Origin of the sequence: Candidatus Pelagibacter communis (genome assembly GCF_001179845.1) — a bacterium.
GTDB lineage: Bacteria > Pseudomonadota > Alphaproteobacteria > Pelagibacterales > Pelagibacteraceae > Pelagibacter > Pelagibacter ubique_Q.
This window is the reverse complement of sequence record NZ_CVSB01000006.1, coordinates 41,993-56,351: the sequence shown is the minus strand read 5'-3', so window position 1 is coordinate 56,351 and position 14,359 is coordinate 41,993. Positions and strand designations below refer to the sequence as shown.

17 protein-coding genes are annotated in these 14,359 nt (G+C 31.3%); 10 read left to right on the top strand and 7 right to left on the bottom strand.

The features are described 5' to 3' along the window. Positions 1-27 precede the first annotated feature (27 nt). The 4 genes from AMN81_RS00345 to AMN81_RS00330 are packed head-to-tail and all read left to right on the top strand — an operon-like array spanning position 28 to position 4,440. Positions 28-1,323, top strand: a complete 1,296-nt coding sequence (locus tag AMN81_RS00345) for a glutamate--cysteine ligase (protein WP_072090175.1) — start codon at positions 28-30, stop codon at positions 1,321-1,323. Then, a complete protein-coding gene (gene gshB / locus AMN81_RS00340; RefSeq protein ID WP_072090174.1) occupies positions 1,313-2,239 on the top strand; it encodes a glutathione synthase in 927 nt (308 codons plus the stop codon). The genes AMN81_RS00345 and gshB overlap by 11 nt, the downstream gene beginning before the upstream one ends. Continuing rightward, the gene (locus tag AMN81_RS00335; protein WP_072090173.1) at positions 2,236-3,111 is read left to right on the top strand and encodes a DMT family transporter; all 876 of its coding nucleotides are present in this window, start codon (positions 2,236-2,238) and stop codon (positions 3,109-3,111) included. Before gshB ends, AMN81_RS00335 begins: the two co-directional genes overlap by 4 nt. A 30-nt stretch (positions 3,112-3,141) precedes the next feature. After that, positions 3,142-4,440 (top strand): MFS transporter, encoded by a 1,299-nt coding sequence (locus AMN81_RS00330; RefSeq protein WP_072090172.1) that lies wholly within the window; start codon positions 3,142-3,144, stop codon positions 4,438-4,440. Here the strand turns inward: AMN81_RS00330 and AMN81_RS00325 are convergent. Beyond that, entirely contained in the window at positions 4,437-5,081 is a 645-nt protein-coding gene (locus AMN81_RS00325) for a (d)CMP kinase (protein ID WP_072090171.1), read from the bottom strand. The two genes, AMN81_RS00330 and AMN81_RS00325, sit on opposite strands and share 4 nt — an antisense overlap. 153 nt (positions 5,082-5,234) lie before the next feature. On the opposite strand from AMN81_RS00325, the gene AMN81_RS00320 reads away from it, so the two are divergent. The 4 genes from AMN81_RS00320 (at position 5,235) to AMN81_RS00305 (ending at position 7,410) form a co-directional block, all read left to right on the top strand. Continuing rightward, positions 5,235-5,894, top strand: coding sequence for a hypothetical protein (locus tag AMN81_RS00320; protein WP_072090170.1), 660 nt, complete (start codon positions 5,235-5,237; stop codon positions 5,892-5,894). Positions 5,895-5,940: 46 nt separating this feature from the next. Beyond that, a complete protein-coding gene (locus AMN81_RS00315; RefSeq protein ID WP_072090169.1) occupies positions 5,941-6,408 on the top strand; it encodes a hypothetical protein in 468 nt (155 codons plus the stop codon). Between the two features lie 306 nt (positions 6,409-6,714). Continuing rightward, positions 6,715-6,927 (top strand): hypothetical protein, encoded by a 213-nt coding sequence (locus AMN81_RS00310; RefSeq protein WP_072090168.1) that lies wholly within the window; start codon positions 6,715-6,717, stop codon positions 6,925-6,927. Further along, positions 6,928-7,410, top strand: coding sequence for a hypothetical protein (locus AMN81_RS00305; protein WP_072090167.1), 483 nt, complete (start codon positions 6,928-6,930; stop codon positions 7,408-7,410). Between the two features lie 311 nt (positions 7,411-7,721). On the opposite strand, the gene AMN81_RS00300 is transcribed toward AMN81_RS00305, so the two are convergent. Next, positions 7,722-8,528, bottom strand: a complete 807-nt coding sequence (locus AMN81_RS00300; protein ID WP_072090166.1) for a hypothetical protein — start codon at positions 8,526-8,528, stop codon at positions 7,722-7,724. Continuing rightward, positions 8,525-9,091: an ABA4-like family protein gene (locus tag AMN81_RS00295; RefSeq protein ID WP_218836524.1), complete on the bottom strand. Its 567-nt coding sequence runs from the start codon at positions 9,089-9,091 to the stop codon at positions 8,525-8,527. The genes AMN81_RS00300 and AMN81_RS00295 overlap by 4 nt, the downstream gene beginning before the upstream one ends. Before the next feature lie 83 nt (positions 9,092-9,174). On the opposite strand from AMN81_RS00295, the gene AMN81_RS00290 reads away from it, so the two are divergent. Together AMN81_RS00290 and AMN81_RS00285 are read left to right on the top strand one after the other, a co-directional pair. Then, a complete protein-coding gene (locus AMN81_RS00290; protein WP_072090165.1) occupies positions 9,175-9,738 on the top strand; it encodes a TetR/AcrR family transcriptional regulator in 564 nt (187 codons plus the stop codon). 100 nt (positions 9,739-9,838) lie between these two features. Continuing rightward, complete coding sequence (locus AMN81_RS00285; RefSeq protein WP_072090164.1) at positions 9,839-10,066, top strand: hypothetical protein; 228 nt, start codon at positions 9,839-9,841, stop codon at positions 10,064-10,066. On the opposite strand, the gene AMN81_RS00280 is transcribed toward AMN81_RS00285, so the two are convergent. From AMN81_RS00280 to AMN81_RS00265, 4 genes are read right to left on the bottom strand one after another with little or no spacing between them, the layout of a single operon-like run. Further along, a complete protein-coding gene (locus tag AMN81_RS00280) occupies positions 10,059-11,108 on the bottom strand; it encodes a threonine aldolase family protein (protein ID WP_072090163.1) in 1,050 nt (349 codons plus the stop codon). The two genes, AMN81_RS00285 and AMN81_RS00280, sit on opposite strands and share 8 nt — an antisense overlap. A 2-nt stretch (positions 11,109-11,110) precedes the next feature. Next, entirely contained in the window at positions 11,111-12,226 is a 1,116-nt protein-coding gene (locus tag AMN81_RS00275; RefSeq protein WP_072090162.1) for a serine/threonine protein kinase, read from the bottom strand. 5 nt (positions 12,227-12,231) lie between these two features. Beyond that, positions 12,232-13,449 carry an aminopeptidase P family protein gene (locus AMN81_RS00270; RefSeq protein ID WP_072090161.1) on the bottom strand — a complete coding sequence of 406 codons (1,218 nt, stop codon included), beginning with the start codon at positions 13,447-13,449 and terminating at the stop codon, positions 12,232-12,234. Position 13,450: 1 nt separating this feature from the next. Further along, positions 13,451-14,356, bottom strand: a complete 906-nt coding sequence (locus AMN81_RS00265) for a DMT family transporter (protein WP_072090160.1) — start codon at positions 14,354-14,356, stop codon at positions 13,451-13,453. Between the last annotated feature and the right edge of the window lie 3 nt (positions 14,357-14,359).

Genomic DNA, 14,359 nt, shown 5'->3' with positions numbered 1-14,359 from the left:
TTAGGTATAAATCACTACTTACAGCGCATGATTGATTCAAAAGAGAAAATTATAAATTATTTTAAATCAGGTATTAAGGAACCCAAAAGCTTTAAAATTGGGATCGAGCATGAAAAGTTTTTATTTAATAATTCGAACAATAAAAGGATTGATTATTCAAAAATAAAAGAAATGTTTACAGCCTTGCTTGAATTTGGCTGGAATCCAGTTTTTGAAAAAAAAAATATTATTGCTCTTAATAAAGGTGGAAAAAATATAACTCTTGAACCAGGCAATCAGATAGAATTATCAGGAGATCAATTAAACCATATGCATGAAGCTTGTGCAGAGTCACAAGACTATTTGTTTGAATTAAAACAAGTTACGAAAAAATTAGATATAAAAATTGTTAGTGCAGGATTCGATCCAATATCTAAATTAAGTGAAATCCCAAATAATCCTAAACAACGATATGAATTGATGACTAAGGATATGCCTCTTGGTGGTGAGCTTAGTTTAGATATGATGTATCGAACATGTGGCACTCAGTTAAATATAGATTATAGTTCAGAAGAAGATTTTATTAAAAAGTTCAGAGTAGCAAATTCTATCGTGCCTATTGCTATTGCTTTATTTGCTAATTCATCAATTGTAGAGAAAAAAAATAGTAACTATTTATCTTATAGATCTAAAGTATGGCAAAGTACTTCTAGAGGTGGATTGCCTAAATTATTTTTTGAAAACATGAGTTTTGAAAAATATGCAGATTTTGTAATTAATTTTCATATATTATTTATACAATATAAAGATCAGTATATTTCAGGAAGGAAATATACTTTTAAAGATTTTATGGAAGGAAAAATCCAAGAAATTGGAAATAGACTTCCAACTGAATCAGACTTAACAACTCACTTAAGTACAATATTTACTGAAAACAGAGTTAAGAAATATATTGAATTGAGATCGATGGATACCTGTGGTTGGGATTGTTTATGTTCAGGACCAGCTTTCAATATAGGTATGCTTTATGGAAATTTAGATGAAGTTTATGAACTAATTTCAACATGGGAGATCGATAAAATAATTAATGCCTATCTTGAGGCGCCACAAAAGGGATTTAATACTCAATTAATGGGTAAAGATCTTCTTTATTGGTCATCTACACTTTTAGACCTTTCAAGAAAAGGATTAGAGAATAGAGATATTTTAAGTAAAAAAGGTAATAACGAGACTGTATTCCTAAACCATCTACAAAAAGTAATTGATAATAAGACAACAAACGCAGATCATATGATTAGTAAATTTTCAAAAAACGAAAATTTAGACGAATTGTATGATAAATAAAATTGTTGCTGTTCAAGGAAACCATCCTTCTAAACTAAATCCTTTAACGGATACAAGTGTTTTTTTAGCAAACGAAATTCAGAATAAAAAATATAAAATTTTCTATTACGATCCAAAAGACTTATCAGTTATTAATTCAAAAGTTACAGCTAAAGGTTTTTTTATTAAATTTAATTATAACAATAAAAAATTCTATAAAATTACAAAAAAACAAAATCTAGACTTAAGTAAATGTAAATTTATTCTTATTCGCCAAGATCCACCATTTAATCTTGAGTATATTTCAACAACATACATTTTGGATACAATTAAGACTAAAGTAAAAATAATCAACAATCCTACCTCTGTAAGGAATGTTTCTGAAAAATTGTATTCATCTAAATATCAAAAATACATGCCAGCTACTATATTTACTCAAAATTTGGATGAAATAAAAAAATTTTTTAAAAAAAACAAAAAAGTTATTTTAAAACCCATCTACAGTTTCAGTGGAAATGATATTCATTTACTAACCAAGTTTAATTTAAAATTAGTAAATAAATTTATAAACAAACATGATCATATTATGTGCCAAAAATTCCTTCCTAAAATAAGTAAGGGAGACAAAAGAGTTTTTATTATAAATGGAAAAGTATGTGGTGCAATTTCAAGGGTTCCAAAGAAAGGTTCAATTTTAAGCAATATGAGTAAAGGAGCAAAACCAACAAATATTAAATTAACAAGTAAAGAAATGAAGATTTCAAAGAAAATTGCAAAAGATTTAAAAAAAGAAAATATTTTTTTTGCTGGAATTGATTTTATAGATCAAAAACTCAATGGAGATATAAATGTTACATCTCCAACTGGACTTAAAACACTTTATGATCTGTCGGGAAAAAATTTAGCTAAAACTTTTTGGAAAGAGCTTAAAGAGTGAATAATTTAACTAATCAACAAAAAGGTTCATTGATGGCTTTTATAGGAGTTATGTTTATAACTCCAGACTCTTTGCTAATTAGATTAGCAAATATTGATACTTGGGGGATGCTTTTTTACAGAGGAGCAATACCATTTTTGGTGGTTTTAGTTGGTCTTCTTTTATTTTATAAAAATAATTTCTTTAAAGCATTATTCAAAATTGGTTACCCAGGTATTTTTTATGTAATTAGTTTTTCTATTTGTAATATTACTTTTATTATCTCAATACAAAACACCAATGTAGCAAATACTTTATTAATGGTAGCCCTTGCGCCAATGTTATCAGCAATATTAGGGGCTATTTTCTTAAAAGAAAAACCGGATAACAAGACTTGGGTTGCTATAATAATTACCTTTATTGCTTGTGTTTATATTTTTTACGATTCTTTAAGTCTTGGCAATTTTTATGGAGATTTATTTGGTTTAATCACTTCTTTTGGATTAGCTTGTAATGCTAACATTGCGAGATACGCTAAAAATATTGATTTAGTACCTGCTGCTGTAATTGGAAAATCGTGCGTTGCTATATTTGCCTTTTTCTTTGTTAAAGACTTTGCATTAGTGGGAAATGATCTTTTTTATATACCTTTAATGTGTGTAATGTGTGTAGCCATACCATTTGTTTTAGTCACCATAGCACCAAGATTTATAACTGCAGCTGAAGTTAATCTATTTTTCCTATTAGAAACTATCCTTGGACCAATATGGGTCTGGATGGTTATCAAAGAACAGCCTTCTAACGAGACTATCTATGGAGGTATCGTTATCATTATTACTATAGCAATTCATTCTTTACTGGCCATAAAAAAAACACAAACCAAAACTAATTAGCCAGCAATTATTTAAACTTAGAAATTACAAATGCAAAAAGAAGTAAAAAGGTCTTGGGCTCTATTTATAGGGATAGGGGTAATGATGATTGCTCATGGATTGCAAATGCAAATTATGGGTATTCGATCAGTTATTGAAGATTTTAGCGTTTTTACAACCGGTATCTTTATGTCTGGATACTATGTAGGTTACTTTGTAGGCTCGAGAACTACTCCTAATTTTGTTTCAAAAGTCGGACATATAAGAGTATTTGCTGCATTTGCATCACTTGCTTCATTAAGTGCTTTAGTTGCTGTTGTTTATATAAATCCTTTTATGTGGACAATTAGTAGATTCATTACAGGTATAAGTTTAGTAAGTTGTTATGTGGTTACAGAAAGCTGGTTAAACGATAGAGCAACTAATAAAAATAGAGGACAACTATTATCTGCTTATATGATGGTAATCTATTTTGGATTAGCCGTTGGTATGTTGTTGCTTAATGTTAGCAAACCAGAAGATTATGAGCCATTTATTTTAGTTTCTATATTACTTTCTGTTGCACTAGTTCCTATTTTACTAACAAAAAGACCTGCTCCAAAATTTAAAAAAATAGAAACAATAAGTATTAAAGAGTTATATAAAATTTCTCCACTAGGAACATTAAGTTCTTTCTTTACTGGAATTATTCATGCTGCTTTCTTTTCTTTAATTGCTGTTTATGCAACTAAAGCAAATTATACTTTGCTTGAAACCTCAGTCTTACTTTTTATTTCAACAATTGCTGGTGTTATTGGACAAGGACCAATAGGTTATTTTTCAGATACATTTGACAGAAGAAAAGTAATTGTAATAACGACTTTTGGAAGTTCTTTATTAGCATTTCTCTCAATCTTAAGCTCAAATGATCCGTTTCAAAATATTTATCATCTAAATGAATTTGCATTTAAAAAAATATTATTCTTCATTTTTGTTGGACTATATTCTAGTTTATGCCTTCCTTTGTTTTCACTTAACCTAGCTCACACAAATGACTTCGTTCCTAAATCAAAATTTGTAGCAGCTGGAGGTGGTTTACAGTTTATCTTTGGTGTAGGCGCAATTAGTGGTCCTATTTTGTGTTCTATATTTATGGAATGGTTTGGTTTAAATGGTTTGTTTGTTTTTTTAATTATAGCTCATGCAATTATTGGAACTTTCGGTTTATACAGAATGAAAGTTAGGGATACTGTGGAAAATCCAGACTCAACTTTTACTCCTGTCCCAGCTACAATAACACCTGCTGGATTGGAATTAGATCCTGATGCAAAACCAATTGAGGAACCAAATTATCAACAACAAAATAATTAATTAAAATTATCTAACTTGTCTATATAGCTAGACATTTTTGATAGAACTTGTTTTTTTGTCAGCTGATCTGATCTAATTAAAATAGAGTCTCTAACTCTAATTAGTGGACTATGCTTTCTGTTTTTATCTGTTAAAGTACGTTTTTTTAAAGACTTTTTTACCTCTTTTAATGGTAATTTCTTTTTAATATCCAACCATCTTCTATAACTTGCAACATCTAAGCTACATTTAAAATAAAATGCTAAATCATACTTAGGGTTTTTTAATAATATTTTACTAGCAATATCTCTCCCTTCAACACATATTCTTTTATTTTTTCTAATTATAGAAATTTGTACTTTGTTAACAATTTCTCTAATTTTTTTTATTTTAGCCAAGCCAGCTACATGATTGCTGATTTGCTCTGAATGTAAATTTTGTTTTGAGATTTTTTTATAAGAAATATTTTTAAATTTATTTTTTACAAAAGTAATTTGATTTTTAGGCTTATGTTTGATTATTAGCTTACTAGCATACCTATATAAAAGTCCTGAATTTATAAGAAGTAATTTGTATTTTTTAGATATAAGTTTAGCAGCTGTACTTTTGCCACTTGCCGATTCTCCATCACAGGCAATTATAAGTTTTTTTATTTTTTTCATTTTTTAAGTTTTTTATTATAAAATTATAAAATTTAATATCCTAAATTTTATCAATTTGATATTAAGCTTTTTGTTTTAAAAAAGAATATAAAAATTTATTAATGACTTTGATAAACATTTAAAATAAAAAGAATAAAATTTATAAATCAAACAATGTTAAATATTGCTAATAAAACCTTAAAGTTATTAATTGGTCAAATAAGAATAGGTGTGACAGCTAGTAAAACTCTTTTGTTTCTATGGTTAAAATATGACTTAAAATCAATCGATGGTGAGCTAGGAATTGACTTAGCTGGTGGATCAATGATGAATAAAAAATTTTTCATGACAAAAAAATATATTTGTGTAGATCTTGATAAACAAAAGTTAGATCGAGGGGTTAGAAATTTTCCTGATGCATTACCTGTTAATGATAAAATTGAAAATTTTATAAAAGCATATAATCGAGAAAAACCAAATTTGTGTGTTTGCACTCAAACTATGGGTATAAATAGCAAATTTAATCATGATCATACTTTAATTTTAATAAAAATGATTTACGATTTATTAAAACCTGGAGGGAGTATGGTATTTAACGTTGGTAATGTTGGGGTAAATTTAAGTTTAATTGAAAAGGAATTAGGTAAACTCTTTAGTAGAAAGTTCGAATACATTAAAATTAACTCTTATGGTTTTATGAACAAGACAATTAAAAAACCAAATCCTTATTTCCAATTTTTTTTAGCCAATCTTATGAATATAATTCCTCCATTAAGAACTTGTTTTGGTTTTAATAAAACAAACATTTACTGTTGTTTTAAAAAAAAATTATAATCTAGAATGTTAAAATCTAATTCCTGATTATCTAAAGTAATTTAGCATGGTAGATATTAATAAAGCACCAAACGATTTTTTTGATAATTGGAATAAAATCCAAACAATGTCATATAAAAATGTCATTGAGCTGCTTGTGAAGAGAAGTAGTGAAAAAAAGGTATTGGCTTTAATTCAATTTGAATTAGATCAATTTTCAGAAAATGTTCAAAAGGATTTGGCTATTTCTGAAACAAGTTCTTTCTACCAAGAAATATCTAATCTTTTCAGAGACTCGAACTGGTGGTCAACTGGTACAGTAACAGACGCTTGTAAATATTATTTAAACTGTGCGAGAAATAATATTTCTTATTTTGAAAACTATGTTGAAGCAGATAGTGATTTATCTCAAAATCAAAAAAATGAAATATTTGCCTTATATCAATTATGTACTTTATTCGTTTCTTGGAATGCTATTAAAGACAAACAGATCAGAGAAATAATAGATATTAGAAAAAGTTTATTTTTTAGATAAAACTAGACTGTATGAACAAAGAAAACGCAAGTAAACTCTGGAAAATTATTCAGGAAGCTGGCGATTATTTGGGGTGCTAGTGGTACACCCTACCCCACACGACCTCACACTACTTCACACTAGTTAGGCGGATAATTAAAATTTAATTGAAAATAATACGCCTAAAAACTCATCAATTTAAACAAAAAACTATATCACAGACTATAGCAAGTTGAGATAAATCAAATAGCTTTTAGAAGAAACTACCGTTTATACTTATTGTAATTAAATAATGAAGAAACTTATTGTTTATGTTAAAATAAATTTATGAAATCATTTAGCTTGAGAACAATTGGTATTTTTATTCTTGTAATATCAATAATGTATCCACTGAATATCATGCTTCAGACAGGCAATACATTAACAATGGCTCTTTTTGGTGGTATAGGCAATTTTACTTTATTAAGTGAAATTGGGTTTGTAGTTGGAATTATTTTAATAGTGATGTCTTTTTTTAAAAAAAAATCAAAAAAAAAGTAATTGAAAAAAATACTTGCTATATTTTTGTTTTTAGTACTGTTCATCAATTCCTCTAAAGCTAGTTTATTTTCCAATAAATTTTACTACGCATGTAGCGGCAAGGGTACTAAATTTGTTGGTAATATAGAAAGAGTTTATTGGGATGGAATTCGCTATGTGGGTTTAGATAAAGAAAAAATTTATTTTTTTTGGTCTTCTATTGGAAATGGAAAAAAAAAATTCTTAAGGGAGGAAAAATTATCAAAAATAGTTAATGATAATCCTGATGAAAAGTGGAGATTTGATGGCTTATATATAGATATTACTAAAAAGGGAGATTTTGTAACTAAATTATTTACTTATGGAAAAAATAATCAAATCATAAAATTTAAAGTTAGAAAAAAAAATAATAGTTTAATTGAGTTAGCTGTAAATCCTGATGAAAATAGTGAAATGCGAGGCATGTTTAAGTGCAAAAAAACTAGTAAAAATAAAATGAGATGAAGATAGGATTTTATAGGATAACTATATCACAGACTATAGCAGATTTAGATAAATCAGGTTTTGAAGTAGTGTGAACAAAGAAAACGCAAGTAAACTCTGGAAAATTATTCAGGAAGCTGGCGATTATTTGGGGGAATAGAGGGACACATTATTCCACATTAAGCTACATCAAACTACAGTACTTATGCGGATAATCAAAAATTTACATTAAGTAAATCGCTTAAAGACTCATCTATTTAATAAAAAAACTACATTACAAACTAGATACAAAAAAGATAAATCAAATAACTATTTTTAAAGCAAATTGCTGATCAGATGAATGGTTGACCTCTTAAAGCCTGCAAGAATGTGAAAGCGACCATACCTACACCTATAGTAGATGCGATGACAACAATAAGTCTTGGTCTTTGGAAGAAACGATCAGCGATAAATCCAATCACAGGGATGATCTGCATCAAGTGCGTCGCGAAGAAGTGAGGCACACGTAGGTCACCACCACTACGCACCCAACCGACGATTGGCAGGCCATCGGCATCACTTTTGACTCCACCGACCCAGTGGCCGTATGTTTGCGACATATAACCGGCGACAATTAAAGTTGTGAAAAATCCGAGGATCATGCCTAACAAAATACCAAGTCGTAGACCCTGACGCATCTCACGAACAGGGTAGCGGTAAACCAGCAGACCGATTACTACAGGAATCAGAATCAATATGACAGCTCCAATGCCCATTGCAGCGTACATCAAGGATTCGAACGTGGTCTCGAAGTTCCAGTGCGAGTGACGTCCGCGTGCAGCCTGCATAGTAAGGTAGGCCAACTCAAAAATCGCAGTGAATGTCAGGACCCAGCCCAGGACATAAACCGAAAATTTTCTCCGAACATCGTAATCAATAAAACGTGCAATGAAGGCGATGGTTATCATGTGCAGTCCAACCGACGCATAGAACTTCATTGGTTTCGACCAAATATTTATTTCGTTCAGCTGACGTGGATCATAAAGTGAAACCAGGAACGTGACTGGCAAGAACGCGATGATAATTAAACCACCCTGCCAGAGCAAATCCTCCACACGGGAAGTCACAGAAACCTTTGGTGATAGTGTCAGTGTCGTCATTGTCCAGCTCCTTTTGTTATCGATTGAGGGATATCTAGTATCAGTTTACGGGCCTTCCATAACATCAGGAACAGGAGCAACCCAAGTGGGCCAAACATGAAAGTTGAGGCTAGGATCGGAGCCTGAACTACTCGTGAAATACCAGCATCATCTGATTGCCGTGAAATCCATGCACCAATGAAAAGGTCGAACGCCAAATAGTGCACCCAACCTGCTAGCAAAATATGATCGTTGGATAATAATTTCGCTACATCCGCTAGTGTATTGTAACCACCTTCAGCGGGACCGAAGTGGCGCAGTATCAAAATCACGTAACCCAACGATAGAACTGCTGGGAAAACATACGCCGGCAAGATCGATAATAACGGCCAACGTCGTGGCCCAAAAATCAAGATCACCCAGCCAATCATCGCAATCAGTCCACTATAGGAGAACCAAGATTCAAGATCATTGGGTAGGAAATTTCGCAAGAAATACAGGACTAAGCCAGTTGCCAAAAGTGTTATGATCAACCAAACGGCGCTAAGATACAAATTTTTCTTCATGATCCAACCTTCTTTCATTATATTTAAAATCCTGTTATTATGTTTACTAAGATAACATGATTACTATAGGAAAATGTTTACTTTGTAAACATTAATTTGATATGAGCTATCACAAAAAAAATCTAAAAGAAAAACTCGTTGAGGTTGCATGGAATATTTGTGTCGCTGAGTCTTGGGAAAAAGTTAATATGCGAGAAGTTGCTAAGAAAGCTAGAGTTTCAAATACTGCTTTTTATAGACATTTAAAAAACAAAAATGATCTTAAAGCAGAGTTGGTTCGAAGAGGTTTTGAAATAATAAATAAGGGCAAGAAAAATTTAACCAATAATTTTTCTGGTTACGGAGCTCATTACATAAGATTTGGATTAAAGTATCCATATATTTACGATTTAATGTTTGGGAATACGGATTTAGATATATCTCTTTATCCCGATATAGAAGCTCTATTTGATGAAGCTTTTGATGGAGTAATTCAAGGAGTTAAAAATTTTATGCCCAATGCATCTGATAAAGATGTTATGATAAAAGCAGTCAATATTTGGGCATCTGTTCATGGATTAGTTGGAATATTGAGACGTTCGGATTTGCAGGCAAATAAAGATAAGCGTCTCAAATGGATTAAGAATAACTTAGAAGAATATTTGAAGATGACTACATTTAAATAATTAAAAAATCTCTATTGATACTGGTTACAATTTATAGGATTTTATAGGATAACTAGATACAAACTAGATACAAAAGAGATAAAACAAGAAAAGTGAGTGTGTGAACAAAGAAAACGCAAGTAAACTGTGGAAAATTATTCAGGAAGCTGGCGATTATTTGGTGGGGCAATTACCTGATCATCCAAATCACCCTAAAGGAAGAAACCCCTATGCTCATGTTGCGATTTGTGTGAAAAGTAAATTCAATGTAAGTTACAAGGATATTCCTGATGAAAAATTTGATGAAGTAATAAAGTATATTGAGTTTTTAAAAGAAAATCCTAGTTAACTTTAATTGTATTTAACAATTCATCGACATCACTATCTTTAGTATTCCAAGCAGCAACTAATCTGACCGCTTTACCATCTAATTCTTCTTCATTCATTTTATAACCTTCAGAATTTAGATATTCTATTTTTTCTCTTGGAAATTTTGCAAATACTTCGTTTGCTTCTGTAGGATAAGCAATTTCAATATCATTGTGCTTGCTTAAACCATCGCTTAATTTTTTACCCATTGCATTAGCGTGCTTTGCGTTTCTCAACCAAACATCATTTGAAATATAGGCATCGAGTTGTGCAGAAACAAAACGCATTTTTGATAATAAGTGCCCCGCTCTTTTCATTAAAAAAGCAATGTCTCCAACTAATTCTTTCTTAAAAAATATAATTGCTTCAGCTGCTAGACATCCATTTTTAGTTGCTCCAAATGACAATACATCAACCCCAGATTTCCATGTCATTTCAGCAGGACTTACATCTAAAGATACCAATGCGTTAGCAAATCTGGCTCCATCCATATGTAAATTTAAATTATGTTTATGGGTGATTTCTCCAATTTTTTTTATTTCATCTAATTGATAAACTTCACCTGTTTCACACACTTGAGTGATACTGACTGATGAAGGTTGTGTATGATGAACAATCCCTTTTCCACCTATCGATTGATCCAACTCCTCTGATGTTATTTTTCCCATCACTCCATTTAAAGTAACTAACTTTCCCCCTCCTGTATAAAATTCAGGTGCACCACATTCATCTGTATTTATGTGGGACATCTTATGACAATAAATATTTCCATAAGAAGGTGTCATTGTAGATAATGCTAAAGCATTAGCTGCAGTACCTGAGGCAGTAGGAAAAACAATTACTTCTTTTTCAAATATTTCTGAAAATTTGTCTTGTAATTCTGTTGATATCGGATCATTACCATAAGGAGTACTATCTCCTTCATTGGCTTTCAAAATTGCATCTAATACCTCGGGACAAGCACCAGCAACATTATCAGAAGCGAATTTAACTCGCTCTCTTTTTATTTTAATTTTTGCCATAATTATTGTTTTGGAAAGTAATCTTTAAGTTCACCCTCTCGGTAAACGTCTGCAGTACAACAATGTAAACCTCCACCAAAAGCGTAAGCATCTCTAAGCTCTACTGGTATAACTTCCATTCCTAATTTATCTAATTGTTCAGCTTGGTATTTTTCACTTTTTTCCACACATACAGTTTTAGGATCTAAAACTAAAACATTCATTGATAGCCAAGTTGATGAATAACATAATGGTGGTGGTTCGTTATGTGCTGGTTGCGCACTGTCTAAGATTTCCCAACCATTGTCTTCAAATAATTTTCTTTGTTCCTTAGGAAGTCTTCTTTGTGGGTTATTGATAATTAAACCCTCTTTTATTGGGGTAAAAGTTGCATCAATATGAATTGGATAAGGATCACCTGGAAAATTTACTGCATGAACTCTATGATCTTTATAATGTCTTTTAAGCCAATCAATTCCTTTTAAATTTGTTGTAAATCCATGTTGAACAACTAAATCTTTTCCAAATCTCAATACATCTGCTGCATCAAACAATGGTTCTTCCTCAGTAGTTACAAAATATTTTTTCTCAGTCCACTCTAATCTTTTTTGAACACCAATTTTATCTGACAAATAATCTTTTCTGTAATCTGCATCCGTTAATCTTGGTTTTGGAGCAGACTCGTGTCTCATGTTAGGATCTTGATTGTAATAATCTTTTAAAAGTGGTCGGTAACATAAATATTCAAACCAACGACAACGATAACTCATTGTAGCTTCTAAAATTTCGTTTCCTACTGTCAACAAAACATCTCTTGGAGGCATGCAGCCAAACATGGTTTCTGCTTCCCAGTCAGGTGTGGAAGTTTTTTGATTAAAATCAATTGGTGTTGGTCGATCAACTTTAATACCTCTTTTTTGAAGCATATTTGAAAAGTTATCTAATAATTCATTTGCTTTATCTACAGTGTCTTTAGTTCTTGGACCAAACTGACCCCGCATATCACTATCTTCAGGAACTTTAGCGTCTAATGCTGGCTCTGGTGCTGGAATACAAGTGCCATCCGCTCTTCCAACAATGACATGTTTTAACGGATCCCACTCGTTCCAACTATTAACAATAGTTTTATTCTCGCTCATAAAGATTAGTTTTTTATAATATTATGCTCAGGACCAAAAGGAAATTTTGTAATATTCTCTGCTCCATCTTTACCAATCACCAAAATATCGTGTTCTCTATATCCACCTGCGCCAGGATTACCCTCTGGTATCATTATCATTGGCTCCATCGACACGACCATATTTTCCTCAAGAACAGTATCAATATCTTCTCTTAATTCTAAACCTGCTTCTCTTCCATAAAAGTGTGAAAGCATACCAAATGAATGACCGTAGCCAAAAGTTCGGTACTGAAGATAACCAAGCTCAGCAAATAATTCATTTAGCTCATGACAAATGTCTGAACATTTAACACCTGGTTTAATCAATTCTAATCCACGTTTATGAACTTTAACATTTGCTTCCCAAGCTTTAAGTGAAGCATCATCAGCATGATCTAAAAATAAAGTTCGTTCTAGTGCAGTGTAGTATCCTGAGATCATTGGAAAAGTATTTAAAGATAAAATATCTCCTTTAACCAATTTTCTATTAGTCTTTGGATTGTGAGCTCCATCTGTATTGATGCCCGATTGAAACCATACCCAAGTATCCATGTACTCTGCACCTGGATAACTTTTAACAATCTCTCTTTCCATTCTATCTCTTGCTGCTATTGCTACTTCGATCTCAGTATTATCTTCTCTTATATTTTTAACTATTTCTTCACCACCAATATCTGCAATTCTTGCACCATTTCTAATGATTTCAATTTCTTCGTTCGATTTAATCATTCTAAGCTTCATTAGATCTTTTGAAACATCACTAAACACAGAGAAAGTAAAAATAGATCCTATTTTTTCTCGCATATCTAAAGTGACATGATCATTTTCTATTCCAATATTTTTTGGAGGTTCATCTCTTCCAATAATTGAAACAATGGCTCTTAAAAAATTATCTCTTTTCCAATCAGTATAAATAACGTTATCACAATGAGATCTACGCCATGGTTGACTTGCATCAATATTAGCTGAAATTGTTGAGATTTTATTTTGAGTGATCACACATCCGTATGGTCTACCAAAAGAGCAATAAATAAAACCTGTGTAATATGCAATGTTATGCATGGATGTTAAGATAACCATATCAAGACCGTTTTGGTCCATCACTGATCTAAGTTTACTTGCTCGATCGTTATATTCTTTATCAGTAAATGGTAATTTTACTTTTTCACCGTTTTTAAGTTCAAAAAAATCTGGTCGTTCCATATTAATTTAATGCTATATATCTTTTGTTCCATCTCATTATTAAACTGTAATAAAATATAGATACAAAAAGAAAAAAACCACCGATTATAGTATTTGTGGATGGTACTTCATTAATACCAAATAATGGCAACCAAACCCAAAAAATTCCACCTACAACTTCAGTTAAAGATAATAAAGTCAGTTCTGCTGCTGGTATCGCTTTAGATCCAATTGAATATAAAATTAAACCAAAACAGACTAGTGTTCCATGTAAAGAAAACAAAGCTCCGTTGTAGCTAGATGAAAAGAAAACCAAGTCTTTTGATAAAATCATAATTGTTGCAAATACAAAACAAAAGAAACCTGCAAAAGCTACCGTTGTGAATTTTGGCGTTTCTTTTCTCCATCTAAGCGTTACAGAAAAAACTGAGAAACCAATTGAGGAGGCTAAACCAAATACAAAACCAATTAATGATTTTTCACCTGTGTTTCCAAGTGCCATAATAATGATACCAACTGATGCAATTATTATTGATATCCAAACATTGAGAGAAATTTTTTCTCTTAAAAATAAAAATGCCAATAATGCTGTAAAAAAGGGCATTGCTGCTAAACAAAGCAAAGTAACTGCGGCACTAGTATTTGTAATTGAATAAATAAATGTAATCATAGCGATCCCCAACCCAGATCCACCGATTACTCCAGATAAACCTATTTTATAATAGTTTTTGTAAAAATTTTTTCCTTCCTCGAAAAATAAATAAAGATTTAATAGGATGAAAATTGTTAAACCTCTGCCAAAAATGTACTGCCAAGGTGCCAATTGCGGATTATCCATGTATCGAACCACTAATGGACCAAACGACCACAGCAGACCAGCAAAAAGCACGACGGGAATGGCTATTCTTGGATTTCTTAACTCTAACATAAT